A 25370-nucleotide genomic window follows, 5' to 3' on the forward strand; every position below is an offset into this window, starting at 1 on the left:
GTTCTCAACGAGAAACGCGGAACTGCGTCCCGTTACATAGGGAGGAGCGGCGGCCCGACCGGCCGGCGCGGAGCACCACCTCCTGGCCAGCCATCCGAGAGGGAACCCCCACATGACCGCCTCGCACCTCCTCGTCCCGGTCCCGATCCCGGACCGGATCGCCGCGCTGATCGGTTCCTGCACGCCGGCGCACATCCTGCAGGCCGAGTTCGACGCCGACTGCGCCGCCCGTGAGGTGCGCAGGTTCCGGGGACCCAGGCTCGGCATCGAGGACCAGGCCGACCGCGAGCAGGCGCTGTCGGAGCTCGCGTGGGCCAACAAGGTGCTGTCGGCCCGCCACCCGCATCTCGCGGTACGACCCGACGGCGGCACCTGGTGACGCTCCTTGCGCTGCGGCGGCGGCCGCCTTACCTTACCCAGAAGTAAGTTTACTCTGGAGTAAGGATTTGGCGTGGCCGACAACACCAGCGGCAACCTCACCGACGAACTGTCCGGGCTCGACTTCGCCGCCGTCTCCCCGGAGGACTTCGCGCGGATCGTGAAGGGCCTCTCCGCCAAGCAGCTCGGTGAGGTCATGCGCGGTGACCTGCGCGACCGGGTGCTGAGCGAGGTGTTCGGGCGGATGCGGCAGCAGTTCCGCCCGGAGGCGGCCGGTCAGCTGAAAGCCCTGATCCGCTGGAAGATCACCGGCGAGACCGAAGAGGTCTACGAGACCTCCATAGCCGACGGCGCCTGCACGGTCAGCGCGGGCCGCTCCGGTGCCGAGCCCCGTACGACACTGGTGATGGGCGACGCCGAGTTCCTCAAGCTGGTCTCGGGCAACGGCAATCCCGTGACGATGTTCATGATGCGCAAGCTGAAGGTCGCCGGCGACGTCGGCCTGGCCTCGGGACTGACCCGCTACTTCGACATCCCGAAGGCCTGAGCCCGTGTCCTACTTCTCCCTCGCCCTGACCGAGGAACAGCAGGACCTGCGCAACTGGGTGCACGGCTTCGCCGCCCAGGTGGTGCGCCCCGCGGCGGCCGAGTGGGACGCCCGGGAGGAGACCCCGTGGCCGGTGATCCAGGAGGCCGCCAAGATCGGTCTGTACGGTTTCGAGTCGCTCGCCGACATGTACGGGGACCCCAGCGGGCTCTCCCTCCAGATCGCCAACGAGGAGCTCTTCTGGGGCGACGCCGGGATCGGCATGGCGCTGTTCGGCACCTCGCTCGCGGTCGCCGGGATCTTCGCCTCCGGCACGCCCGACCAGCTCGCCGAGTGGGTCCCGCAGTGCTACGGCGACGAGGACGACCCGAAGGTGGCCGCGTTCTGCGTCTCCGAGCCGCAGGCCGGTTCCGACGTCTCGGCGATGGCCACCAGGGCCCGTCACGACGAGGCCAGGGACGAGTGGGTGCTCTCCGGCCAGAAGGCGTGGATCACGAACGGAGGGATCGCCGAGGTCCATGTGGTGGTCGCGTCGGTCGATCCCTCGCTCGGAGCCCGCGGTCAGGCCGTGTTCATCGTGCCGCCCGGCACGAAGGGCCTGGAGGCGGGCCGCACGATCAAGAAGCTCGGCCTGCGCGCGTCGCACACCGCGGACGTCTTCCTCGACGACGTACGCGTCCCCGGGCACTGCCTGCTGGGCGGGAAGGAGAAGCTGGACAAGCGACTGGCCCGTGCCCGGGAGGGCGGCACCGCCAAGGGCCAGGCCGCCATGGCGACCTTCGAGGTGAGCCGCCCCACCGTGGGCGCACAGGCGCTGGGCATCGCCCGGGCCGCCTACGAGTACGCCCTGGAGTACGCGGGACAGCGAGAGGCGTTCGGCCGGCCCGTCATCGAGAACCAGTCGATCGCGTTCGCGCTCGCCGACATCCGGACAGAAATCGAAGCCGTACGCCTGCTGATCTGGCAGGCCGCCTGGATGGCCCGCAACGACCGGCCCTTCGACGCCGGCCAGGGCTCCATGTCCAAGCTCCGCGCGGGCGAACTGGCCGTCGCGGCGACGGAGAAGGCCGTCCAGATCCTCGGCGGCGCGGGCTACAGCCGTGAGCACCCGGTGGAGCGGATGTACCGGGACGCCAAGATCTACACGATCTTCGAGGGCACCAGCGAGATCCAGCGCCTGGTCATCTCCCGGGCCATCTCGGGACGTCACATCCGCTGACGCCGCCCCCGGAGCCGGTGCGGCGGACCGCCGCACCGGCTCCCTCTCAGACGCCCACCGGCGTGAACCGCACGGGGAGCGATGCCGGGCCCCGGGTGAAGACACCCTCCTCGACCGGGCTGACGCCCTCGGCGAGACGCAGGTCCGGCATGGCGTCGAGCAGCTGGTTCACCCCGGTCTCGACCTCGGCCCGGGCGAGCAGCGCACCCACGCAGAAGTGGCGGCCCAGTGCGAACGCCAGGTGGTCGGCGGCCGCGGAGAACGCCGTGGTGCTGGTCAGGTCGTCGCGGAACAGGTCGAAGGTGTCCGGGTCGGCGTAGCGGGCCGCGTCCCGGTTGGCCGAGCCGATCAGACAGGTGACGGTGGCCCCGGCCGGGACGACGCCGCCGGACAGCTCCACCTCGCCCGCCGTCTGGCGCATGATCATGTGGACCGGCGGGGTGTAGCGCAGTGTCTCGGCGAAGGCCCGGTCGACGAGGGAACGGTCCCGCCGCACGGCGGCGAGCTGCTCGGGGTGGGCCAGCAGGTTGGAGAAGACCGAGGCGATGGCCTTGTCGGTCGTCTCGCCGCCGGCGGCGAGCAGCAGGCTGCAGAACGCCTTGATGTCCTCGTCGCTCATCCGTACGCCGTCGACCTCGGCGGCGCAGAGCGCGGAGAGCAGGTCGTCCCCGGGCTCCTCCCTGCGCCGCTGGATGACCGGGATCATGTACTCGGCGAACTCCTCACGGGTGCGTTCCCCGGCGGCCGCGACCGCGGGGTCACCGGCCAGGTTCCCCAGGAAGGCGATGACGTTGGTGTACCAGCCGTGGAAGCGCTGGTGGTCCTCCCTGTCCAGGCCGAGCATGTCGGCGATGACCAGGACGGGGAAGCGGGTCGCGAACGCCTCGACGAGGTCGGCCTCCCCGCTGTGCCGGAAGGCGTCGATGAGCTCCCGGGCGTTGCGCTCGATGACGGGCAGGAACTTCTCCTGGAGGTCCGCCCCGCGGAAGGCCGGGGCGACCAGGGCCCGGCGTACGGCGTGCTCCCTGCCGCTGAGCTGGAGGATCGTCCGGCCGTGGACGGGCTCCAGCTGCCAGTCGTAGTTCTCGGTGGTGAACTCCTGGGCCCGGTCCTTGAAGACGCGCTCGACGTCCTCGTAACGGGAGACGAGGTAACTCCCCGTGGCCTCGTGGTGGATGAGGGGCGCGCTCTCGCGCATCGTCCGGTAGGCCCCGTAGGGGTCGGCGGCGAAGGCGGGCGAGAGAATGTCGGGCGGTGACGATGCCTGGGACACGTGTGGCTCCTGTGGGGGCAGAGATCAGGTGCTTCATGACAGTGAACGGGCAGCACCAGCAAGGCTATTGACCATCGGCCCGATACCGAACCCCCTGGGAGTATTCTTGATCGCCCGGTCCGGCGCACCACGCCCCTCCGTCCTGTTCGTCACCGATCTCGCCTACGAGGCGCGCGGGCGGCGCTACTGCGACGAGGACATCTTCCTGACGTCCCGGCTGCGCGAGGCCTTCGACGTCGCGCTCTGTCACCCCCGGGACGCGGCGGCGCTGCTGGACGGGTTCGACGCGGTGGTCGTCCGCAACAGCGGTCCGGTCCTGCACTACCCGGAGGCGTACGACGCGTTCTGTTTCCGGGCTCGGGAAGCGGGGATCCGCGTCCACAACTCGCTCGACGGGCGCGGTGACATGGCCGGGAAGCAGTACCTGGTCGACCTGAGCAGGGCCGGGTTCCCGGTGATCCCCACCGTGGACCGTGCCGCGGATCTCGGACTGCTCCCCCGGGCGGCCGGATACGTGGTCAAGCCCAAGCTCGGCGCGGACTCGCAGGGGCTGCGGTTCACCGGGGGTCCGGAGCTTCCCGAGGGCGCCGACGGCACCCTGCTCGTCCAGCCCCGGATCGACTTCCGCTACGAGGTGTCCTTCTACTTCGTCGACCACGACTTCCAGTACGCCCTCCACGCACCGCGTCCGGAGAGCCGCTGGGTGCTCGAACCGTACGAGCCGAGTCGTGCGGACCTGGACTTCGCGCGCCGCTTCGTCGAGTGGAACACGCTCTCGCACGGCATCCAGCGGGTGGACGCCTGCCGGACGCAGGAGGGTGACCTGCTGCTCGTCGAGCTGGAGGACCTCAATCCGTATCTGTCGCTCGACCGGGTGCCGGAGGGTGTCCGCGAGGCGTTCGTCGCCCGGATGACGGGCTCCGTGCGGGACCTGCTGGCCTGACCCGTACGGCCCGCGCCCGCAGGCGTGAGACGGGGCCGGGTGTGAGGGTGCGAGGGTGACCACTGCCAGCGAGACCTCACCCGCCGCGCAGAGTGCCGCAGCGCCACCCGTCCTCGACCCCAGGCGCCGGAACATCGTCTTCGCCACCATCGTGCTGGGGATCCTGCTCGCCGCGCTGGACCAGACGATCGTGGGGACGGCGCTCCCCACGATCGTCTCCGAACTCGGTGGCGCGGAGCACATGTCCTGGGTCGTGACGGCCTATCTGCTGGCCGAGACCGTGGCGACGGTGCTGGTGGGCAAGTTCGGTGACCTCTTCGGCCGTAAGCTGATCTTCCAGATCTCGGCCGTCACCTTCATCACCGGCTCGTTCCTCTGCGGTCTCGCGTCGAACATGCTGCTGCTGATCATCTGGCGTGGTCTCCAGGGCATCGGCGCGGGCGGGCTCATGGTCACCTCCATGGCGCTGATCGCCGACGTCATCCCGTTGCGGGACCGGGGCAAGTACCAGGGGGCCATCGGCGCGGTCTTCGGCGTGGCCACGGTCGTCGGTCCCCTGCTGGGCGGACTGTTCACCGACCATCTGACCTGGCGCTGGGCGTTCTACGTCAATGTGCCGATCGCGATCGTGGTGGTGATCGCCGCCGCCCGCAACATCCCTTCCGTGCGCGCGGCCGGACGGCCGGTCATCGACTACCTGGGCATCGGGCTGGTCGCCGTCGGAGCCAGCGCGCTGATCCTCGGCACGAGCTGGGGCGGCAACGAGTACGCCTGGGGCTCGCCGGTCATCATCGCCCTGTTCGCCGGTGGCCTGGTCGCCCTGGCGCTCTTCTGCCTCGTGGAGACGCGGGCTAAGGAGCCGATGCTGCCGATGAGGCTGTTCGGCAACCCGGTGTTCGCGGTCTGCTCCATCCTGAGCTTCATCGTGGGCTTCGCCATGCTCGGTGCGATGATCTACCTGCCGACGTATCTGCAGTACGTCGACGGGGACTCCGCCACCCTCTCCGGGGTGCGGACCCTCCCCCTGGTGATCGGTCTGCTGGCGGCCTCGATCTTCAGCGGGAACGTCGTCAGCAAGACGGGCCACTACCGCTTCTTCCCCGTCGTCGGCTCTCTCGTGATGGCGGCCGGCCTCTACCTCCTGTCCCGGATGGGGCCGGGCACGGGGGTCTGGCTGGAGTCCCTCTACATGCTGGTGCTGGGCATCGGTATCGGCCTGTCGATGCAGGTCCTCACCATCGCCGTGCAGAACACGGTCGACTACTCGGACCTGGGCACCGCGACCTCCGGTGTGACGTTCTTCCGCACGCTCGGCAGCTCCTTCGGTACGGCGGTCTTCGGCACGATCTACGCCAACGCGCTGCGGCCGAATCTGACGCAGGGCGTCGAGCAGGCAACACGTGCGGGCGGCGATCCGGCCTCGCTGGCCGGGGCCGCGGAGAGCCCACAGGCCGTGCACGCCCTGCCCGCCGGACAGACCGCACCCCTCGCCCAGGCCTACGCGGACACCCTGCACACGGTGTTCCTCTGGACGGTGCCGGTGGCCCTGCTGGGGTTCGTCGTCTCACTCTTCCTGAAGCAGGTGAAGCTGCGCGACAGCGCCCGGGCGAGCTCCACGGACATGGGTGAGGGCTTCGCCCAGCCGAGCACCGGGGACCCGGCGAAGGTGCTCGAATCCTCCGTCGCCAGGATCCTGCACCAGGCGGGTCCCGACGCCGCCCGGCGGATCGTCGCGGAGTCCGACACCCGCCTCGACATGGCCGGGGCCTGGGCCGTCATGCAGGTCGACCTCTTCACCCGGATGGTGGGCCACGCGGGGCTCCGGCTGATCGCCGCCCGGCACCGGATCCCGCCGGAGGTGCTGGTGCCCGTCTTCGACCGGATGATCGAGGAGGGCTACCTCACCGGGGACGGCCGGCTCTTCACCCACACTGCGGCGGGCAGTCGTGAGGCGGCGACGATCTCGGCTGCCTGGGGCCGCTGGCTGAACGCACGGCTGGCCGAGGACGGCGCCCGGCCCGACGACCGGGAGCTCCGGGCAGCCGTCGACGTGATCGCCAAACGGCTCCTCGCGGAGGACCTGGAGCAGCAGCTGGCCCCGTCGGCCGGGCGGAGCTCCGCACCCGTCTGACGCCTCCGGCTCAGAGCTCCCAGGACCGGGGACGGTCCAGGGCCTCCCACTCCGCACGGAGCAGCGACAGGACGGCGTTGTCGTAGCGGCGGCCCCGGTGGAAGCAGGACGAGCGTCGTACGCCCTCCGACGCGAAACCGGCAGCGGCGAGGACCGTGAGGGAGGCGGCGTTGTCGGTGTGGGTGAAGGCCTCGATCCGGTGCATCGGCAGCTCACCGAAGGCCAGGTCGGTGAGGGCGTCGAGGGCGGCGACGGCGTGGCCGCGCCCCCGGTGCTCCCTGGCCAGCATCAGGTAGGCCTCCGCGGTGCCTTCGGCCAGCTGCTGGTCGTACAGGGCGATGAGCCCGACCGGTGTGCCGTCGGGCAGCAGGACGAGGAAGTCGTCGCGCGAGTTGTCGTCGAGCTGGCGTTCGATGCGCTCGGTCAGCTCGTACAGCGAGCCGGGCCAGACGCCCGTCTCGTGCGCCGCCACCGGATCGGAACGCCAGCGGTGCAGGAGTTCGGCGTCCGTGATCTCCAGGGGGGTGAAGGCGATGCCCCGGCCGCGCCAGCAGTGTGTGCGTTCCGCGTTCGGCTTCGCCGTGTCCTCGCTGCTCATGCGCGGATCCTAGGAAGGACCGCCGGGCCGGGGCAACGGGGTTTCAGTCGATGAACACCGCGGAGGCGTAGACCCACGCTCCCTCGTGGCGGACGAACCGGCTCTTCTCGTGAAGCGCGTCGGGCCGGCCGCCGTCGGTGTAGCGGGCCCGGAAGGTGACCGTTCCGGTGCTGTGGAAGGCGCTGCCGTCGGTCGCTTCGAGGATGTCCAGGCCGGTCCAGCGCATGGCCGGGTCGAAGTCGACGGCCGGCGGGCGGGTGTCCGGGTGCCAGGTACGCAGCAGATAGCCGGCGTCCTGGACCACGAAGGCCGCGTACCGCGAGCGCATCAGTGCCTCGCAGGTGGGGGCGGCCGCACCACCCGAGTGGAACCTGCCGCAGCAGTCGGCGTACGTGGCGGGCAGACCGCAGGGGCAGGGGGATTCCGGGGCCGTCCGTCCGGGGTTCGCTCCGGCACGAGCCCTGGCGGAGGGGGCGCCGGATCCGGTCGGGCGGGAGGTGCGTCGTGACATGCTCCCATTGTCGCCGGTCGCCCCGGCGCCCGGCGGGCCGGGTTCTCGGCCGGGACCGTGGAGGCGCCCGGCGCGTTCCCCGGCCGGGGGTGACGGCGACGACGTACTCGTGGTGAAGATGCCCGGCGTCTGCCTGTCGCGACGCACCACCCGCCGGGCACCGGTGTGGTCAGCGCTTGCGTGCGACGCCCGCGTAGCCGGGGATCGGCTCGTGGCCGGGGACGTCGATGGCCTCACCGAGCTCGGGCCGCCAGTCCGCGGAGAGCGAGACGCCGGGCTCGAGGAGTTCGAGACCGTGGAAGAACGCGGTGAGCTCTGCCCGCGAGCGGGGCCTCAGGGTCATCCCCCGCGCCTTGTACATCGCACGGGCCTTGGCCGCGCCCTCGGGGTCGAAGTCACCCGTGGTGTGTGAGAGCACGAGATAGCTGCCGGAGGGCAGCCGCTCCACGAGCCGGTCGACGAGCTCGGCGGCCCCGTCCTCGTCGTCCACGAAGTGCAGCAGCGCGAGGAGTGAGAGGGCGATCGGCCGGCCGAAGTCGAGAAACTCGCCCGCCGCCTCCAGGATGGCCTCGGGCCGACGGGCGTCGGCCTGGATGTACTGCGTGGCGCCTTCGGGTGTGGAACGCAGCAGCGCCGCCGCGTGCGCGAGCACGATCGGGTCGTTGTCGCAGTAGACGACCCGCGCGTCCGACGCGGTCTGCTGGGCGACCTGGTGCAGATTCGGCTCGGTGGGTATGCCGGAGCCGATGTCGAGGAACTGACGCACACCGTTCTCGGTCAGCCAGCGGGTGGCCCGGTGCATGAAGGCACGGTTGACCCGGGCCATGTCGCGGCCGCGGGAGTCCAGGGTGAGCAGCTGCCGGGCCATCTGCTCGTCGACCGGGTAGTTGTCCTTGCCACCGAGGAACCAGTCGTACATCCGCGCCGGATGAGGCTTGCTCGTGTCGATCTCGACGGTCTGGGATTCCTGCCCGGTCATGGCACACTCCGTTGGTCGGCTGCTGGGGCGAACGGTGAGTGGTGCGAGCGTAGGTGGCGCCGCGTCAGGTGAGGAGGAAATCAGCCTGTCCGGCCTTGGCGCCCTGGATGAAGGCGGCGATCTCCCCGTTGGAGTAGATGAGCGCGGGGCCGTCCGGGTCCGCCGACTGACGGACCGCCACCCTGCCGTCGGCCAGCTTCATGGCCTCGATGCAATTGCCGCCGTTACCACCGCTCCACGGCTTGTACCAGCCTTCGGTGCCGAGATCGGCGGCCGGCATGCCGTTGTATATGTGGTTCATCACAGCTCCTTGCGGAAGTCCCTGAGGATTTCCTTCGTGCGTTGTGCAGTTGCGGCCTGAGCCGCCATTCGGTCCATGACCTCGAGGTAGGAAGCGACCTCGGGGCGCGCGTCGAAGTACACGGCGCCGGTCAGGTACTCGCTGTAGACCATGTCGGGGAGTTCGGGGACCGCGAAGCGGAAGAGGACGAACGGGCCGTACGTGCCGGGGTGATGCCCTGTCGCGAACTCCGCGATCTGCAGGGTCACATGGGGCATCTCGGTCGCATCGAGCAGACGGTCGACCTGCGCCCGCATGGCGTCGGGGCTTCCGACCGGGCGGCGCAGGACGGTCTCGTCCATCACCACCCACAGTTTCGGCGCCTCCGCCTTGGTGAGCAGTGCCTGCCGCTCCATCCGCAGCGCCACGTGGCGCTCGATGTCCGCGGGCCGAGTCTGGCCGACCGCGCCGGTACGCAGGACGGAGCGCGCGTAGTCCTCCGTCTGGAGGAGCCCGGGGACGAAGTGCGGCTCGTAGGTGCGCAGGAGGCTCGCGGCGCCTTCCAGGCTGACGTACATGCTGAACCAGTCGGGCAGCACATCGTGGAAGCGCTGCCACCAGCCGGGCTTGTTGGCCTCTTCGGCGAGTTCGACGAAGGCGTCGGTCTCGTCGTCGGCGATCCCGTAGGCCTTGAGCAGGAGCTGGACGTACGGGATCTTCAGCCCGACCTCGGCGGTCTCCATCCTGCGTATGGTCCCGGGGGCGACACGGAGCACCTTCGCCGCCTGGTCGCGGCTCAGGCCGACGCGCTCCCGCAGATCCTGCAGGCGTTTGCCGAGAACGACCTGACCCACGGTCGGGGCGGACCGCGGTTCGCTCACTTCAGACCTCCCGATGCGCTATGTGCGAGCAGTGTGCCATGCGCACGGCTCCGGGAACACAGCCACTCTGAATTTTTCAGAGTGCCTCTTGCCAAGTGTTCATGTCAGGGGGAGAGTTGGTGACCGAACCAAGTTCGCGTGATCGCGTCCGCCTTTCCGGGACGGTGCGAAGCGTGACACAGCCCCCACTGTGAGGAATCGGTCGTGGCACCTGGCAGTGCGCTCATCCCCCGGCTCACGGACCTCAGCCCCGGGGCGGAGGCGCTCCGTTACTGCTTCGCCCTGGCGGCGCACCCCGAGTCGGTGGCCGGCGCCCGGCGCCTCACGCGGGCCAGGCTGGCGGACTGGCGGCTGGCCGGGGACGTCCACGACGCGGCGGTGCTGATCGTCTCCGAGTTGGTCACCAACGCGATCGTGCACACCGCGAGCGCCCGGGTGGTCTGCGAGCTCCGCTGCGACGAGGGCAGGCTGCGGATCTCCGTACAGGACCAGGGCCATCAGCCCGGTGGTCCGCGGCTGTCCCTCACCGCCGAGGGGGAACACGGACGCGGCCTGCTGCTCGTCGACTCCGTGAGTGCGTCCTGGGGATCCCACGACACGGGCAACCGCTCGGGGCGCATCGTGTGGGCGGAGCTGCCACACGGCCCGGAGCGGACATGCTGAGGACCGCGCTGTCCCAGCTTCTCGGCGCCCGTCGCCCGCGCCCGGCGGACGAGGACGGGGAGGGGGGACGGGTCCGGCTGCCGCTGCCACCGGCGCTGTCGGCAAGCCTCGGTTTCGACGCCGTGGGCGTACCCGCTCAGTACGGGTTCCGGTTGATGTCGCATCTGCCGCGCGCTGGATGCGTGTTCGCCGACGCGGACCGGTGGTGGTGGATCGTACCGTCGGGTTCGGATCTCGATCTGGACTGGCCGGAGCAGGCGTCGTACGCCACCGGGGCCTACGTCCCCGCGGGCCGCCCGCGCCTGATCCACGCTCCTGAAAGCCGTACGCCCTACACGCCGCCCATTCCGCTCTTCCTCATGGTCTGCCAGGTCACCGGCGTCGCACCGTCCTGGGGTCCGCCGGGCCGGCCGAGGGTCGTGACCGCTCCCTGACGGGCCGGACCCCCGCTCAAGGCCTGTCGAGGTAGGCGAGCCCCGGGTGGACCCCGGTGTACCCCTCGACCAGCCGGCGGGCCACGGAGACGGAGTCGACCAAGGGGTGCAGGGCGAAGGCGCGCACGGCTGCCGCACGTGATCCGCTCTCCGCCGCTTCGAGCACCGCCCGCTCCACGGCCTTGACCGCGGTGACCAGCCCGACCGCGTGGTACGGGAGGGGGTCGACGGCGACGGGATGCGCGCCGCCGGCGTCCACGAGGCAGGGCACCTCGATGACGGCCTCCTCGTCGAGCACCGCGAGGGTGCCCCGGTTGCGGACGTTCAGGATCAGCGAGGTGCGTTCGTTGCGGGCGACGGCGCGCATCAGGGCGAGGGCCACCTGCTCGTAGCCCCCGGACTCCAGGTCGCTCTCCTCGCGCTCACCGGCCCCCGCCACGTCCCGGTTCTCCGCCATGTACGTCGCCTCGCGTTCGGCGCGCGTACGGTCCCACGTGGCCAGCGGCGGGGCGGCAGGATCCTTCATCCGGGCGTAGAAGCCCTCCTGCTGGTCACGGAGGAAGGCACCGCGGGTCTGTTCGGCGTCCTGGTAGGCCCGGACCGCCTCCCGGTTGAAGTAGTAGTAGTGCAGGTACTCGTTGGGGATCGCGCCCAGCGAACGCAGCCAGTCCGGGCCGAACAGCCTGCCCTCCTCGAAGGAGCCGAGGAGCGCGGGGTCCGCCAGCAGACGCGGGAGCTCGTCACGGCCCCCGACCCGCAGGCCCCGGACCCAGCCGAGGTGGTTCAGCCCCACGTAGTCGATCCACGCCCGGTCCGGGTCCGCGCCCAGGACCCGGGCGATCCGGCGCCCGAGTCCCACCGGCGAGTCGCAGATCCCGATGACCCGGTCGCCGAGGTGCCGTGCCATGGCCTCGGTGACCAGGCCGGCCGGGTTCGTGAAGTTGATGACCCACGCGTCGGGCGCGAGCCGGGCGACGCGCCGGGCGAGGTCCGTCGCGACGGGGACGGTCCGCAGCCCGTAGGCGATGCCGCCGGCCCCGACCGTCTCCTGGCCCAGGACACCCTCGTCGAGCGCGACGCGTTCGTCGGCGGCACGGCCTGCCAGGCCGCCGACCCTGATGGCGGAGAAGACGAAGTCCGCGCCCCGCAGGGCCTCGTCGAGATCACCGGTGGCATGTACGTCGGGTGCGTCGTCGATTCCGGCCGCCTGTTCGGCCAGGACCCGCGCGACGGCCGTGAGCCGGTCCGCGTCGGTGTCGTACAGGGTCACCCGCGAGACGCGGCCTTCGGCGTGGTCACCGAGCAGGGCCCCGTACACGAGAGGGACACGGAATCCGCCGCCGCCAAGAATTGTCAGCTTCACGCTGCTCGATGGTACGGGGCGGGCGGCCCGGCACCCCGGACCCGGAGGCCCGGAGTACCGGAGCGGCGGCCGGTTCCGCCGTCAGTGACCGTTCCACCACCGGACGACGGCGTGCCAGACCCTCGTCGGGCCGCTCCGTTGCGCCGGGATGACGACGCCTTCCCCGGGTGTCGTGTGCGGCTCGGCGGTGCGTGGTGCGGACGGGGCGGTCTCGGGAGCGCGTCGGGCGGCGGGTGACGACACCTCCCAGTCGGTCTGCGTCCGGTTCCGGGCCACCGCCGGCAGCGGTTCGGCGTCGACCTCCTGCTGCGGTGTCGGGGCGAATCCCGCGGGCAGGTCCACCAGGTGCCGCGACATGAAGTTGCCGGCCCAGCTCAGCTCGTCCTCGCCGACGGCGAGTTCGAGGTCGGGCAGTCGCATCAGCAGGGCGTCGACCCCGACGTCGGCGATGGCGCGTCCGATGTCCTGCCCGGGGCACTCGTGGGGACCGCTGCTGAACGCCATGTGGGCACGGTTGCCCTCCATGCTGACGGTGAGGTCGGGTCGGACGGCGGGGTCCGTGTTGGCGGGCGCGATGCCGACGATCAGGGCGTCGCCCGCCTTGATCTGCTGTCCTCCGAGCTCGGTGTCGCCCACCGCCCAGCGTCCGAGGACGGAGGTGAACGGCGGCTCGTCCCACAGGGTCTGTTCGACCGCCTCGGGCACGGTCATGTGCCCGCCACTGAGCCGGGCGCGGAACCGGGGGTCGGTGAGGACCATGCGCAGCACGTTGGCGATCAGATTGGTGGTCGTCTCGTAGGCGACGATCAGAACGACCCGCAGGTGCTCGCTGACCTCCTTGTCGGTGAGCGCGGCGGGGTGTTCGACCAGCCAGGTGGCGAAGTCCTCGGCGGGCGCCTCCCGGCGGCGCTGGACCAGCCGGTCCAGCGCGCCGATCACGTAGGCGTTGCTCGCGACCGCGGTCTCCGAACCCCGCGTCATGTCACGGGCGGCCTGCACCAGACGGTCGTCGTACTCCTCCGGCATGCCGATGATCGCGCACATCACCATCATGGGGAGCCGCTCGGCGAACTGGCTGACCAGCTCGACGCGCCCCTCCCCGCAGAAGTCGTTGACGAGCCTGTTGGAGTACCGGTTGATGTGGCGGCGCACGCCGCGGGTGTCGATGCGCGCCATGCTGTCGGTGACCGCGCCGCGCAGCCGCTCGTGGGTGGCGCCCTCGGCGAACGAGCACACCGGCTGCCACGTGAAGAGCGGTGCGAGCGGGTGGTCCGGGGCCACACTGCCGTCCTGCAGGCCACGCCACCGCCGCGAGTCGCGGGAGAACTGCGAGGGGGTGCGGGTCATGTGGAGGTTCTCGCTGTGTCCGAGGACCAGCCAGGCGGGGACGTCCTCGTGCAGCAGGACGGGCGCCACCGTGCCGTGTTCGGCACGCAGCTTCTCGTACAGGCCCGCCGGGTCCGCCTCGGCCTCGGGACCGTACAGCCGGCGCAGTCCGCCGGGTCCGATGCCCATGCCGTGCGCGGGGCACTGCGGGGGTGGCACCGGACCGGCGGTGAATCCGGGTTCGTGCTGGAAGGGGGTTGTCACAGGGGCTCCAGGAATAAGGCGCTCCGGGGACGGGCGAGTCGGGACAGGGCCCGTCCGGAGGCTGAGGTGCGGGCCGTCGTCAGGCGAGCGGCACGGCGAGGCTGTGCAGGTAGCGCATCAGGGTCAGCAGCACGTCCCGGCTGGATGCGCGCAGCCGGGCGTCGCAGTCGACCATCGGTACCTCGTCCGACAGGTCCAGGGCGCTGCGCAGGGCCTCGACGGGGTGGTGCGGTGCCCCGGGGAAGGTGTTGACGGCGACGACGAACGGCACGCCGCGCTCCTCCAGCCTGCCGATCACGTCGAAACTGACCTGGAGCCGCCTGGTGTCGATGAGGACGACGGCTCCGAGGGCTCCTTCGAAGAGTCCGTTCCACAGGAACCAGAAGCGCTCCTGGCCGGGGGTGCCGAACAGGTAGAGGATCAGTTCGTCGCTGAGACTGATCCGGCCGAAGTCCATGGCGACGGTGGTGGCGGTCTTGGTCTCCACCCCGACGTTGTCGTCCACGCCGACCCCGGCCTGGGTCATGGTCTCTTCGGTCGTCAGGGGCCGGATCTCACTCACTGAGCCGACCATCGTCGTCTTGCCCACCCCGAACCCGCCGACGACGACGACCTTCACCGCGGCCGTGGCCGTGTCGGGAAGGACGTCCTCGCTCCGGGGGCCCGTGATCGTGTCAGAGCTTCTGAAGTCCATGCATCACCGCTTCGAGGAGGGACCGGTCCGGGAGCGCGGCGCGGACGATCGGCGCGCGTGACTCGATCAGTTCGGTCGCCAGGAGTTCGGTCAGGAGCGAGGTGACCACGCTGAATGGGAGACTCAGATAGGCCGAGATCTCGGCGACGGACAGCGGCGCCCTGCAGAGCCGCAGGATCGCCGCCTGCTCCGGCTGGACCGTCGGGGACGGCTCGGCCTGCGCCACCACCATGGTGACGAGGTCGAGCGCCGCTCTCCGGCCGTCGGGCGCGCCGGTGATCACATACAGCCGTTCCGGGTCACTCACCGCCGGGTCGGCCTTTCGGCGTTCTCGTCGGGGAGGACTCATCCGGCCTGCCCCTCATGACGCGGCGGGCTCGTCAGGTGTGCTCCGATACGAACGACCATGTCGCGCATGCGGGCGCCCACCAGTCCGGCGTCGACCGTCTCGCCGGCCAGGACCGCGAGGTAGGCGCCCGCTCCGGCGGCCATCAGGTAGAAGAACCCTCCGGTCACCTCGATCACGACGAGCTTCATCAGGCCGTCGCTGTAGGGGATCTCGGTGGCGACGGCAGCGGCCAGGCTCTGCAGCCCGGCGCAGGCGGCGGCGAGACGGTCGGCGACGTCCGGGTCGCCGCCGTGCCGGGCGATGCGGAGGCCGTCGGCGGAGAGCACCACGATCTGGTGGATGCTCGGTACGTCGTCGGCCAGTTCCTTGAGCATCCAGTCCATGTTTCCCCGCTGCTGGATCACTTCTCGTCTCCCTTGTCCCACGCGTCGTCGGAGTCTGTGTCGTTCGCCGGGTCCTTGGGCACACCGTTGACGGCCTGGGTGAATGCCTCCAGCCAGAGCCCGGGCGGTGCCGTGCCGCCGCCGCCCCCGCCGTGTCCGTTGTGCCCGTAGCGTGCGGCGGGCTCCGCGGCCGGTGCGGCCTGCTGCGGGAGGTTGTGCGAACCGAGGGGTGCGCGCCCCCGGCTGCGGCGCTGGGGAAGCCCGCCCTCGGTCCACTCGGTCACGACGATCTCGTCGTCACCCATCGCCGCCGCGGTGGGCGCGGGCCGCGCGGCGGACGCCACCGGCGCCGGGACGGGGGCGGGAGGCGCGAGCGACGGGACGGGCCCGGTGGACCGCGCCTTGTTCTTACCGAGCGGGGGGACGACGTGCCGCATCTGCGACATGTCGAGCGAACTCTGGGGCCGTGAGGTGGCGCCGATGCCGTGCGCGATCCCGGGTGCGGGACCGGTGGTGATCATGTCGCGCGGCACGATGAGCACGGCACGGACCCCGCCGTACGCGGACTGCCGCAGGGACACCTGGAGTTGGTACATACGGGCGAGCCGGCCGACCACGGCCATGCCGAGGCGCGGGGACTCCCCCAGGTCGTTCATGTTGATGCCGGCCCGGGCCTGGGCGAGCATGTTCTCGGCCCTCACGCGGGCCTCCTCGCTGAGGCTGACGCCGCCGTCCTCGATCTCGATGGCGATGCCGGTCTGCACCTCGACCGCGGTGACGTGCACCCGGGTCTGGGGCGGCGAGTAGCGCGTCGCGTTGTCGAGCAGCTCGGCGCAGGCGTGGATGAGCGGTTCGACCGCGGTGCCGACGATGGCGACCTTGGCGATCGAGTGCAGATCGACGCGCTGGTATTCGAGGATCCGGGACATCGCACCGCGCAGCACGCTGAACAGCGGTACGGCCTTGGGCCACTGACGGCTGGGCCGGGCTCCGCCGAGTACGGCGATGGAGTCGGCGAGCCTGCCGATCAGCGCGGTGCCGTGGTCGATGCGGAGCAGGTCGTCGAAGACATCGGGGTTGCGCCCGTGGTGGTCCTCCATCTCCCGGAGTTCACTGGCCTGTCGGTGGACGATGGCCTGTACCCGGCGGGCGACGCTGACGAAGGCGCGCTGCGCGGAGTCACGCATCGCCTCTTCGTTGTCGATGATGTCGAGGACCTGGAGCACCAGGGCGCGCTGCGCCTTGGGGAGGTTGCGGTACGACGCGTCCGCGTCGACGACGTCGCGCATCACTTCCTGCGGCGAGTTACTGGCGCGCAGTCGGCGGATCGCGGTGGGCAGGAGCTCCTTGCTGAGCCGTTCGGTCTCCTGGTCGTGCGAGGCGATGCGGCGTTCCAGGGTGGCGATGCGCCGCTCGTACTCGGCTCGCTGGACGCGCGTCGCCCGGTTCCGTCGCTTCAGTGCGACGACGAGCGTGGCGACGACGACTGTGGCGATCGCACCACACCACACGACTGCCGCACGCGCCGCTCCGGTGACCGGCACCGAGCCGGCAGCGGTGGCCCCGGCCATGAGTACGACGGGCAGGAGCGCGGCGCGGACTACAGGGATGTCTCTGTTGGTCGGCGGTGATTCAACACGGACCATCTAAACCCTCTGGCGGTTGATTCGGGAGGTATACGCACTTGTACGGACAGTTATGGACAAGTGCTCGAATTCGGAACAACTCGACTTCACTGGGCGTGAGCCTAGACAGATCAGAGCAGTGCCTCGGCATATTCGCCCAACCCCCTGCGCGGGCACTCCCGCGGTAATACACTCGCCAGGTTTCGCACTCAGCGGCGTCGAGCGTGCGCAGTGAGTGACGTGATCCACGAATCGGGAGGAAGCGCACTCACTTGTCCCGCTCTGCGGGTCGGAGGCGGGGACGATCGACCATGGTCAGTGATCCATGAGCTGCGAGAACGCCTCGCAAGGCGTTTCGGCGAGCGAAGATCGTCACCGCATTCGACGACTTGTGCACCGCAGTGCGGGACAAGGGCACATGCGATCGAATCGGATCGAAAGGAGCGGAAACCTGAGCGACGGACGGGTGTGTGAGCGGAGGGACGGGAGCGACCGCGGGGAGCCCGCCCTCGGGTCGGCGCTCCCCTGAGCCCGGCAGGCGCGGTCGTCTCGGCCCGGCCGCGCCCTCACCGTCCGTGATCTCGTCCCGGCCCCCGGGGTCGCCCCCGGACCCGAGCAGGAAGCCGACCGAGCGGAGAACTCGGACGCCCGGCTGCGTGGAGAGCCCGGTAGGCGCTCGATGCGTGCGGGCGGAGCCGCTTCGACGGCGCCGCCTCGCAGCGGCCTGTCGTAAGGCCCGGACTTCAGGGCCCGTCGACAGGAGTCCTACGGCGGCGGCGCTTCGTCAGCGACGGCCGCCGAGCCGGCCCTCCAGCTGCACCAGCAGCTCGCCGAGCTGTCCGCTGAGCCCGTTGCGGGTCTCCTCGTCGAGCCCGGAGAGCACCGACCGCTCGTAGGCGAGCTGTTCCGGCAGCAGGCGGTCGACGAGGTCGCGGCCGGCCTCCGTCAGGCCGACGTGGGTGACCCTGCGGTCCCTGGCGTCGCCGCGGCGGCCGATCAGGCCTGACTCCTGGAGGGTGCGCAGCCGCTTGGTGACGGCGGCTCCGGACGAGAAGGTCTCACGGGCCAGTTCACCGGGGGTGAGTTCGCGGTCGGTCCGCCGCATCGCACCGAGCAGGTCGAATTCGGCCCGGTTGAGTCCGGCGGCCCGCAGGGGGGCGTCCTCGGCCTGCTGGAGCAGGGCCGCACAGCGGTTGATGCGGCCGATGAGCTCCATCGGTCCGGTGTCCAGCCCCGGGCTGACGGCTTGCCACTGCCGTACCACCGAGGCCACGATGTCGTCGCTCACACCGCTCCGTTCGCCGGGGGCAGGGCGATCCGCCCCTGCCGTTGTGCTGTCGCCGCGAGCGTACGGTGTCCCGCCTGCTCCACCGCCAGTAGCTCTTCCTCCGGCAGGGCGCGCTGCCACCATTCGCCCGATGCGACGTCGCCGGCGTCGCGCAGCTCGACGAGGGATGCGGTCAGGCTCCGGCGCGCCGTTTCGAGCATGAGGGCGTCGGCCGCCGGGTCGGCGACAGCCCGCTCGGCCCGGTCCCGGGCCTTTCGCGCCGCGGCGAGCGCCCGTTCCACGCGGCCGGACGCCCGGCGGTTGGTGACGGCGATCGCGGCGAGGAAGCCGACGGCGACGCCCACGAGGGTGTCCAGGGCACGGTCGGCGATGAGTTCGCCCGCGGGCTGGAACCCGCCGAATTCGAGGATCAGCAGGGCCATCGGAGTGACGGCGACGGAGCCGAGCCAGTAGTTGCGGGTGATCAGGGCCTCGGCGGCGAAGTTGAAGACCAGGACGCACAGGACGAGGGCGAGCGGGCCGACCCGGGCGAGCGGGATGACGGCCGCGAAGACCAGCACCCCGAGCAGATTGCCGACGGTCCGCTGCAGGGCCCTGCTCCAGGAGAGGGCGAGGTTGGGCTGGTAGACGGACGCAGCCGTAACGATGGCCCAGTACGGGTGGCCCACGCCGAGCGCCGATGACACGTAGCCGGCCAGTGCGCATCCCACGAGGGTGCGGAAGGCGACCGGCAGCACTGGGGAACCGGGACCGAGCGCGCGCAGCAGCCTGCGACGGGCCTCACGGCGGCCCCGCCGCATCCGCTGCCCGGCCCGCTCGGCGTCGATCCCGAAGAGCTGTTCGACGGTGCCGGGTGCCGGCGGGGGGCAGGGGACGGGGCCACGGGCCCGGGTCCGCGCCGCCCACAGGCGCAGTTCATCGGGGTCCGCGCCGGAGACACGGCCTCCGGGGCCTGCGCCACGGATCTGGCCGCCGGTCGCTGTTTCGGCGAGGGCCCGCTCGGCGTGGACGACGAGCCGCTCGAGTTCCCGGCGTACGGCGGTGGGCCGCCCGGCGGCCAGCAGCGACTGCCATGCCGCCTGAACGGCCGCGGCCGCGGCATGCCGGGTACGGGCGTCGGGACCAGCCGCGTGGGCGGCGGCCGCGTTGAGTGCACGGGCCGTGGCCAGACGCTCAGGTCCCTCCCGGTGCCACAGGACGGGCCCGGCCGTGACCAGCCAGGAGAAGGCGCCCGCCGCCAGCATGAGGGCCATGTGTCCCGGCACCTGGCCGAGCTCCTGCGGCGCGAAGAGCGCTGCCGAGGTGACGAAGGCGAAGATCACGTTGCCGGGCGGACCGATACGCGTCGCGTCGCAGAAGGTCTTCTGCACGGCCGCGAGCAGCGCACCGACGGCGATCAGCACGGCGGTCGAGTCGGTGAGCGAGGCGGTGATCAGAGCGACGGCGAAGCCCGCGGCCATTCCCAGGACCACACGGAGGACGGCGTGCGCCCTGCGGGCGTACGGCAGGTTGTGCCCGTACAGCGCACAGAGGGAGCCCGCCATCGTGTACATGACCAGGTCGAGGCGGCCGAGGGAGTACAGCAGCAGATTCGGGACGGCCGAGGCGACCACCACGCTCAGCGCGGGCTTGTACCAGATCTCCGCGGGGCTGTTCAGCCGCAGGACACCGGTCACCGGCAGTTTGTGGACGGATGGTTTCCGGGGTCGCATGGATGTATCACTCACTCATTTACTTTAACAGGTATTACACCCGTAAAAGATCTGACCGGTACCGGACCTCTCCGGGTGGCCACCGCTTCGGCCCGGCTCTAGCGTGCTGAACAAAAACATAAAAACCGGACGGGTGGCACACCTCGGGAGGAAGACGCATGAAGCTCACCGACCCGGCGCCCGGCAGACCCTGCTGGGTCGAGCTGAGCACCTCGGACGTCCCGGCGGCCCAGGCGTTCTACGCGACACTCCTCGGGTGGCGGTCCGAGACCGACCCACGACCTGAGGCCGGCGGGTACACGACGGCGCGCATCGGCGAGGACGCCGTCGCGGCCTTCAGCCCCCTCTACCGCCCGGAGGAGCGGTCGGCCTGGACCGTGTCCTTCGCCACCGCGGACGCGGACGCGTCGGCCGACTCGGTGCGATCCGCGGGCGGCACGGTGCTCATGGACCCCATGGACGTCTTCGACCTGGGGAGGTTCACCGTGGCCGCCGACCCCGCCGGCGCGGTGTTCTCCCTCTGGCAGGCGCGTGCCTTTCCCGGCGCGGAACGCTTCGACGAACCGGGAACGCTGGGCTGGGCCGAGCTCCGCACACCCGACCCTAAGGGGGCGCTCGCCTTCTACCCGGCCGTGCTCGGCTGGACGGTCGACGCCACCGAACACTTCACGCACTGGGGCGTGGACGGAACCGACTTCGGCGGCATGAAGGAGCAGCCCGACGAGCCCGCGCGCACGCCGCCGCACTGGCTGCCCTACTTCACGGTGGCCGACACCGAGGCCACCGCGGCGACGGCCCTGGCCGCGGGTGGTACACCGCTCGCACCTCCGCGGCAGATCCCGGGCGGCCCCCGGGTCGCGACGCTGCGCGACCCCCAAGGGGCGGGGTTCGGCATCCGCACCCCCTGAGGGCGCCCCCGTTCAACGCCCTCGGGGCGGGCCCGCCTCCTCGGGTGCCCGCAGCGTCTCGGCGGCGTCCGCCACCCTGCGCATCAGGCCGAAGAGCGTCCGCTGCTCGTCCGCGGAGAGCGGACCGAGGAAAACCTGGTTCATGCCCACCGTGCGCCTGGCGAGCCGACGATGGGTGGCGGCACCCTCGTCCGTGAGACGAAGCAGGAAGCGCCGCCCGTCCTGCTGGTCACGCACCTTGTGCAGCAGCCCCCGGCGCAGCAGCCGGGTGATCACCTCGGCGACGGTGGACCGGTCGAGGCCGACCCGCTCCCCCACCGTCCGCTGGTCGAGGCCCGGTTCGGCGGTCAAGGCGTTGAGCACGGCGAACTGGGGTGAGGTGATCTCCTGCGAGACCATCGCGTTCCAGAGCAGGTGGTGCGCCTGCTGCAGACGCCGGGCGAGATGCCCGGGGTGGGTGCTCAGGTCGACGGCCTTCACGGCACCGCCCTCTCGCTGTCGGCCTGTCGGCGGCGGACTCTGCCGCCGACGTATCGAAGATGCACAGTGTACTGAGGGTCTTGACCACAACGGCGCGCCCCGGTTAGCTTCACGGCCATCGCCATTTACTCAGTGTACTGAGCAATATCCGCGCAACTCACGGAGCCGTGACATGACCGCAGGTGACCTTCCCGCGTATCCGCTGCCCGACGCGATGAGCCAGCAGGAGATCGACTCGGAGGTGGCCAGGGTGCAGGCGGCGGCCGGGCCGGGTGCACACCATCCGCCGCGCGACTATCCCCCGTACCGCAGCAGTCACTTCCGCCACCCGCACCGCTCGCCCGTCCCTGTGCGCGACCCGGAGGCGGTCGAGCTGTCCGGGCCGGTCTTCGGTGTCACGGACGTGACCGCGCAGGACCGCGATCTGACCGCGCGGCACGGCGGTGAGCCGCTCGGGGAGCGGATCACCGTCAGCGGACGGGTGTCGGACCGGTCCGGCCGGCCGGTGCGGGGCCAGCTCGTCGAGGTGTGGCAGGCCAACGCCTCCGGGCGGTACGCCCATCAGCTGGACCAGCACCCGGCTCCGCTCGACCCGAACTTCACCGGGTTCGGACGGTGCCTGACCGACGACGACGGCGGCTACTCGTTCACGACCGTCAAGCCGGGTGCCTATCCCTGGCGCAACCACCTCAACGCCTGGCGCCCCGCGCACATCCACTTCTCGCTGTTCGGCACGTCGTTCAGCCAGCGGCTCGTCACCCAGATGTACTTCCCGGGCGACCCGCTCCTCCCCTACGACCCGGTGATCAGGTCCGTCACGGACCAGGCGGCCCGCGAGCGGCTCATATCGGCGTACGACCACGACCTGTCCGTGCCCGAGCTGTCCCTCGGCTACCGCTGGGACATCGTCCTCGACGGCCCTTGCGCCACCTGGACCGAGGAAGAAGGCGGCCACTGATGTCCCACTCCCCGACCCCCTCCCAGACCGTCGGCCCCTTCTACGGCTACGCGCTGCCCTTCCCGGGAGGCAGCGAGGTCGCCCCGGCCGGGCACCCGGGCACGGTCACGGTGCACGGCTACGTGCTCGACGGCCGGGGGGAACCCGTGCCCGACGCGATCGTCGAGACCTGGCAGCCCGCTCCCGACGGATCGCGTACCGGTCGTCCCGGATCGCTGCGCCGAGACCCCGCGACGGGGAACGTGATCGGACGCGACGGCGTGGACTTCACCGGGTTCGGCCGCGCTCCGACGGACGCGGCCGGGCGCTGGTTCGTGCGTACGCTGCGGCCCGGCGGCGTCCCGTACCTCTGTGCTGCCGTGTTCGCCCGCGGCCTCGTCCACCACCTCCACACCCGTGTGTACCTCCCGGAGCTGCTCGACGAGGCTCCGGAGGCGGCCGATCCGCTGCTGGAGTCGCTGGACGCGCAACGGCGCGCCACACTGATCGCGACGCGTACGGACCCCCACACCTACCGCTTCGACATCCGTCTCCAGGGCGACGACGAGACGGTCTTCCTGGAGTTCAGCTGATGCACGAGAGCGACGCCGGCCTCCTCGCCCCTGGACGGGCCGGCTCCGAGGCCGAGACCGCAACCGGCGACCACGCCTTCCTGCAGGCCATGCTGGACGCCGAAGCGGCCCTCGCCCGGGCCCGGTCCGTCTCCGGGCTCGCCCCGCCCGGGGCGGGGAGGGCGGTCACCGCGGCGGCGGACGCGAGCCGGTTCGACGTGCGGGAGCTGGCGCTACGGGCGCGGGCCGGTGGCAATCCGGTGATTCCGCTGGTCGCCGACCTTGTCGCTGCCGTGGACGAGAAGGCGCGGCCCTTCGTCCACCGGGGCGCGACCAGCCAGGACATCCTCGACACGGCGGCGATGCTGGTGGCTTCGCGCACCCTGGCGCTCGTCCTCGACGACCTGGGGCGGACCGCCGGCACGCTGGAGCGGCTGGCGGCCGGACACCGCGACGCGCCGATGCCCGGCCGCACACTGACGCAGCACGCCGTGCCGACAACCTTCGGTCTCAAGGCCGCCGGCTGGCGGTCGATGGTGCTCGACGCCCGGGACCGGCTCCGGTCCGCACGCACATCGCTGCCCGCTCAGCTCGGCGGCGCGGCGGGCACGCTGGCCGCGTTCTCCGCCGACGGCGGGGACGAGGCGGCTCTGGAGCTCGTCGCCGTCTACGCACGGGAACTGGGCCTGGCCGAACCTCTGCTGCCCTGGCACACCCTGCGTACCCCGGTCGCCGACCTGGCCGGAGCTCTCGCCTTCACCGCGGGCGCGCTCGGCAAGACGGCCGCCGATGTGCTCGCCCTGTCCCGTACCGAGACCGGCGAGCTCGCCGAGGGGTCCGGCGGCTGCTCCTCCGCCATGCCGCACAAGGCAAACCCGGTGCGTGCGACGCTGATCGCCGCGGCGGCCCGCCGCGCACCCGGACTGGCCGCCACCCTGTACGGCTCGCTCGCCGCCGAGGACGAACGGCCGGCCGGGGCCTGGCACGCCGAATGGGAGCCCCTGCGCGACCTGTTGCGTCTGGTCGGCGGCGCGGCACGGGACGCGGCGGAACTCACCGAAGGGCTCCGGGTGTTCCCGTCGGCCATGCGGAGCCACCTGGGGCTGACCGGCGGGCTGATCGTCTCGGAGCGGCTGGCCGCGGTCGCCGCCCGTCGGGTGGGCCGCGCCCGCGCCCGGGAGATCCTCACCGGGGCAGCCGAGCGGGCCCGGGACGAAGGCAGACCCTTGGCGGAGGTCCTCGCCGGGGAGCCGGCCTTCGACGGCCTCGATCTCGCTGAACTCACCGACCCCGCCCGGTACACCGGCTGTGCCGGGCCCCTCACCGACCGCGCTCTGGAGCGCCGATGACCACGACACCAGCCCGTCTCCTCCACCACCGCGCCGAGGGGCCGACGAACGCTCCCGCCCTCCTGCTCGGCCCCTCCCTCGGCACCTCCACCGCGCTCTGGGACGGGGTCGCGCCCGAACTCTCGGTCAGCCACCGGATCGTGCGGTGGGACCTGCCGGGACACGGCGGCTCGCCCGCGGGTCTGATCGGTCCGGGAGCGGGGATCGACGATCTGGGTGCGCTGGTGCTGGCCCTGGCCGACTCACTGTCCCTGGAACGGTTCTCGTACGCCGGGGTGTCACTGGGCGGCGCCGTGGGCCTGTGGCTCGCGGCACATCACCCGGAGCGCGTCGACCGGCTGGCCGTGGTCTGCTCGTCCGCCCACTTCGGCGACCCGGGGCCGTGGCGGGAGCGGGCCGCCCTGGTGCGCGCCGAGGGGCTCGGCAAGGTCGCGGAGAGCGCGGCGGGCCGCTGGTTCACTCCCGGTTTCACCGAGCCCCGGCTGCTCGACGATCTCCTGGCCACCGACCCGTCGGCGTACGCCGCGTGCTGCGACGTGCTCGCCGACTGCGATCTGCGGCCCGGGCTGTCAGGGGTCCGGGCACCCACCGTGGTGATCGCCGGCCGCGAGGACCCGGCGACACCGGTGGAGCACGCCCGCGAGATCGCCGACGGCATCCCGGGGGCCGCGCTGACGGAACTGCCACGCGCCTCCCACCTGGCTCCCGCCGAGCGCCCGCAGGCCGTACGGGAGGTCCTGGCGGCGCACTTCGCGCCCCGCGAGCGCGGGAGCGGGACCGCCGTGCGCCGGGAGGTCCTCGGCGATGCGCACGTGGACCGAGCACAGGCCGCGACCACGGAATTCACCGCACCGTTCCAGGAGTTCATCTCCCGCTACGCCTGGGGGGAGGTCTGGACCGACCCGACGCTGTCCCGGCGCGAGCGCAGCCTGATCACGCTGACCGCGCTGGTCGCGCACGGCCACCACGGCGAGCTCGCCATGCACGTACGCGCGGCGGTACGCAACGGCCTCGGCCCCCGGGAGATCGGGGCCGCACTGCTGCAGGCGGGGGTGTACTGCGGAGTGCCCGCGGCGAACGCGGCGTTCGCGGTGGCGGAGCGGGTCCTGACTGAGATGGAGGAGCCGGAGCGGACGGAGCGGGGGCGGGATGGGGCTCAGGCGGACTGACCGTCCTCCTGCACGGCCGCGTGGACGTGCGTCCCGTGGCATCCGGGACGGTGCGGGGCCGACCCTCCCACGGCCCCTGCCTCCTGCCTGCGTTCGCCTCGGGCTGTCCGATCC

27 protein-coding genes are annotated in these 25370 nt (G+C 71.5%); 12 read left to right on the forward strand and 15 right to left on the reverse strand.

Annotation, left to right across the window (positions count from 1 at the left end):
- The first annotated feature begins 112 nt into the window (after positions 1-112).
- The 3 genes from JOC24_RS29520 (at position 113) to JOC24_RS29530 (ending at position 2144) form a co-directional block, all read left to right on the forward strand.
- Positions 113-379, forward strand: a complete 267-nt coding sequence (locus JOC24_RS29520) for a hypothetical protein (RefSeq protein WP_205023474.1) — start codon at positions 113-115, stop codon at positions 377-379.
- 72 nt (positions 380-451) lie between these two features.
- Positions 452-925: an SCP2 sterol-binding domain-containing protein gene (locus JOC24_RS29525; protein ID WP_205023475.1), complete on the forward strand. Its 474-nt coding sequence runs from the start codon at positions 452-454 to the stop codon at positions 923-925.
- 4 nt (positions 926-929) lie between these two features.
- The gene (locus JOC24_RS29530) at positions 930-2144 is read left to right on the forward strand and encodes an acyl-CoA dehydrogenase family protein (RefSeq protein ID WP_205023476.1); all 1215 of its coding nucleotides are present in this window, start codon (positions 930-932) and stop codon (positions 2142-2144) included.
- Between the two features lie 46 nt (positions 2145-2190).
- Here the strand turns inward: JOC24_RS29530 and JOC24_RS29535 are convergent, their stop codons facing one another.
- A complete protein-coding gene (locus JOC24_RS29535) occupies positions 2191-3417 on the reverse strand; it encodes a cytochrome P450 (protein WP_205023477.1) in 1227 nt (408 codons plus the stop codon).
- 106 nt (positions 3418-3523) lie between these two features.
- On the opposite strand from JOC24_RS29535, the gene JOC24_RS29540 reads away from it, so the two are divergent.
- Positions 3524-4360 carry an ATP-grasp domain-containing protein gene (locus tag JOC24_RS29540; RefSeq protein ID WP_205023478.1) on the forward strand — a complete coding sequence of 279 codons (837 nt, stop codon included), beginning with the start codon at positions 3524-3526 and terminating at the stop codon, positions 4358-4360.
- Positions 4361-4415: 55 nt separating this feature from the next.
- The gene (locus JOC24_RS29545; RefSeq protein ID WP_205023479.1) at positions 4416-6491 is read left to right on the forward strand and encodes an MDR family MFS transporter; all 2076 of its coding nucleotides are present in this window, start codon (positions 4416-4418) and stop codon (positions 6489-6491) included.
- Positions 6492-6501: 10 nt separating this feature from the next.
- On the opposite strand, the gene JOC24_RS29550 is transcribed toward JOC24_RS29545, so the two are convergent.
- The 5 genes from JOC24_RS29550 to JOC24_RS29570 form a co-directional block, all read right to left on the reverse strand.
- Entirely contained in the window at positions 6502-7089 is a 588-nt protein-coding gene (locus JOC24_RS29550; RefSeq protein ID WP_205023480.1) for a GNAT family N-acetyltransferase, read from the reverse strand.
- A gap of 43 nt (positions 7090-7132) precedes the next feature.
- Positions 7133-7600 carry a YchJ family protein gene (locus tag JOC24_RS29555; RefSeq protein ID WP_205023481.1) on the reverse strand — a complete coding sequence of 156 codons (468 nt, stop codon included), beginning with the start codon at positions 7598-7600 and terminating at the stop codon, positions 7133-7135.
- Positions 7601-7769: 169 nt separating this feature from the next.
- Positions 7770-8579, reverse strand: coding sequence for an SAM-dependent methyltransferase (locus JOC24_RS29560; protein WP_205023482.1), 810 nt, complete (start codon positions 8577-8579; stop codon positions 7770-7772).
- A 64-nt stretch (positions 8580-8643) separates the two neighbouring features.
- Complete coding sequence (locus JOC24_RS29565) at positions 8644-8880, reverse strand: DUF397 domain-containing protein (RefSeq protein ID WP_014049581.1); 237 nt, start codon at positions 8878-8880, stop codon at positions 8644-8646.
- A complete protein-coding gene (locus JOC24_RS29570; RefSeq protein WP_205023483.1) occupies positions 8880-9740 on the reverse strand; it encodes a helix-turn-helix domain-containing protein in 861 nt (286 codons plus the stop codon). Before JOC24_RS29570 ends, JOC24_RS29565 begins: the two co-directional genes overlap by 1 nt.
- A 204-nt stretch (positions 9741-9944) precedes the next feature.
- On the opposite strand from JOC24_RS29570, the gene JOC24_RS29575 reads away from it, so the two are divergent.
- Complete coding sequence (locus JOC24_RS29575; protein WP_205023484.1) at positions 9945-10403, forward strand: ATP-binding protein; 459 nt, start codon at positions 9945-9947, stop codon at positions 10401-10403.
- Positions 10397-10837, forward strand: a complete 441-nt coding sequence (locus JOC24_RS29580; RefSeq protein WP_205023485.1) for a hypothetical protein — start codon at positions 10397-10399, stop codon at positions 10835-10837. Before JOC24_RS29575 ends, JOC24_RS29580 begins: the two co-directional genes overlap by 7 nt.
- A 16-nt stretch (positions 10838-10853) precedes the next feature.
- Here the strand turns inward: JOC24_RS29580 and JOC24_RS29585 are convergent, their stop codons facing one another.
- From JOC24_RS29585 to JOC24_RS29620, 8 genes are all read right to left on the reverse strand, one after another.
- Positions 10854-12200 (reverse strand): 6-phospho-beta-glucosidase, encoded by a 1347-nt coding sequence (locus JOC24_RS29585; protein WP_205023486.1) that lies wholly within the window; start codon positions 12198-12200, stop codon positions 10854-10856.
- Between the two features lie 81 nt (positions 12201-12281).
- On the reverse strand, positions 12282-13790 hold the full coding sequence (locus JOC24_RS29590) for a cytochrome P450 (RefSeq protein WP_205023487.1): 1509 nt from the start codon (positions 13788-13790) through the stop codon (positions 12282-12284).
- A gap of 79 nt (positions 13791-13869) precedes the next feature.
- Entirely contained in the window at positions 13870-14484 is a 615-nt protein-coding gene (locus tag JOC24_RS29595; RefSeq protein ID WP_205023488.1) for a GTP-binding protein, read from the reverse strand.
- Entirely contained in the window at positions 14465-14833 is a 369-nt protein-coding gene (locus tag JOC24_RS29600) for a DUF742 domain-containing protein (RefSeq protein WP_205023489.1), read from the reverse strand. The genes JOC24_RS29595 and JOC24_RS29600 overlap by 20 nt, the downstream gene beginning before the upstream one ends.
- Positions 14830-15237, reverse strand: coding sequence for a roadblock/LC7 domain-containing protein (locus JOC24_RS29605; RefSeq protein ID WP_205023490.1), 408 nt, complete (start codon positions 15235-15237; stop codon positions 14830-14832). The genes JOC24_RS29600 and JOC24_RS29605 overlap by 4 nt, the downstream gene beginning before the upstream one ends.
- Positions 15234-16862, reverse strand: coding sequence for a sensor histidine kinase (locus tag JOC24_RS29610; protein ID WP_205023491.1), 1629 nt, complete (start codon positions 16860-16862; stop codon positions 15234-15236). The genes JOC24_RS29605 and JOC24_RS29610 overlap by 4 nt, the downstream gene beginning before the upstream one ends.
- Before the next feature lie 763 nt (positions 16863-17625).
- Positions 17626-18129 carry a MarR family winged helix-turn-helix transcriptional regulator gene (locus JOC24_RS29615; protein ID WP_205023492.1) on the reverse strand — a complete coding sequence of 168 codons (504 nt, stop codon included), beginning with the start codon at positions 18127-18129 and terminating at the stop codon, positions 17626-17628.
- Positions 18126-19841 carry an FUSC family protein gene (locus JOC24_RS29620; RefSeq protein WP_205023513.1) on the reverse strand — a complete coding sequence of 572 codons (1716 nt, stop codon included), beginning with the start codon at positions 19839-19841 and terminating at the stop codon, positions 18126-18128. The genes JOC24_RS29615 and JOC24_RS29620 overlap by 4 nt, the downstream gene beginning before the upstream one ends.
- Positions 19842-19999: 158 nt before the next feature.
- Here JOC24_RS29620 and JOC24_RS29625 point away from each other — a divergent pair, with 158 nt between their 5' ends.
- Entirely contained in the window at positions 20000-20749 is a 750-nt protein-coding gene (locus JOC24_RS29625; protein ID WP_205023493.1) for a VOC family protein, read from the forward strand.
- A 12-nt stretch (positions 20750-20761) separates the two neighbouring features.
- Here JOC24_RS29625 and JOC24_RS29630 read toward each other — a convergent pair whose 3' ends face one another.
- On the reverse strand, positions 20762-21229 hold the full coding sequence (locus JOC24_RS29630) for a MarR family winged helix-turn-helix transcriptional regulator (protein ID WP_205023494.1): 468 nt from the start codon (positions 21227-21229) through the stop codon (positions 20762-20764).
- Between the two features lie 214 nt (positions 21230-21443).
- Here JOC24_RS29630 and pcaH point away from each other — a divergent pair, with 214 nt between their 5' ends.
- The 4 genes from pcaH to pcaD are packed head-to-tail and all read left to right on the forward strand — an operon-like array spanning position 21444 to position 25256.
- A complete protein-coding gene (pcaH, locus tag JOC24_RS29635) occupies positions 21444-22187 on the forward strand; it encodes a protocatechuate 3,4-dioxygenase subunit beta (RefSeq protein ID WP_205023514.1) in 744 nt (247 codons plus the stop codon).
- A complete protein-coding gene (gene pcaG, locus JOC24_RS29640; protein WP_205023495.1) occupies positions 22187-22759 on the forward strand; it encodes a protocatechuate 3,4-dioxygenase subunit alpha in 573 nt (190 codons plus the stop codon). Before pcaH ends, pcaG begins: the two co-directional genes overlap by 1 nt.
- On the forward strand, positions 22759-24087 hold the full coding sequence (gene pcaB / locus JOC24_RS29645; RefSeq protein WP_205023496.1) for a 3-carboxy-cis,cis-muconate cycloisomerase: 1329 nt from the start codon (positions 22759-22761) through the stop codon (positions 24085-24087). The genes pcaG and pcaB overlap by 1 nt, the downstream gene beginning before the upstream one ends.
- Positions 24084-25256 carry a bifunctional 3-oxoadipate enol-lactonase/4-carboxymuconolactone decarboxylase PcaDC gene (gene pcaD, locus JOC24_RS29650; RefSeq protein ID WP_205023497.1) on the forward strand — a complete coding sequence of 391 codons (1173 nt, stop codon included), beginning with the start codon at positions 24084-24086 and terminating at the stop codon, positions 25254-25256. The genes pcaB and pcaD overlap by 4 nt, the downstream gene beginning before the upstream one ends.
- Positions 25257-25370: the final 114 nt, after the last annotated feature.

The organism is Streptomyces sp. HB132 (assembly GCF_016909575.1).
Lineage (GTDB): Bacteria > Actinomycetota > Actinomycetes > Streptomycetales > Streptomycetaceae > Streptomyces.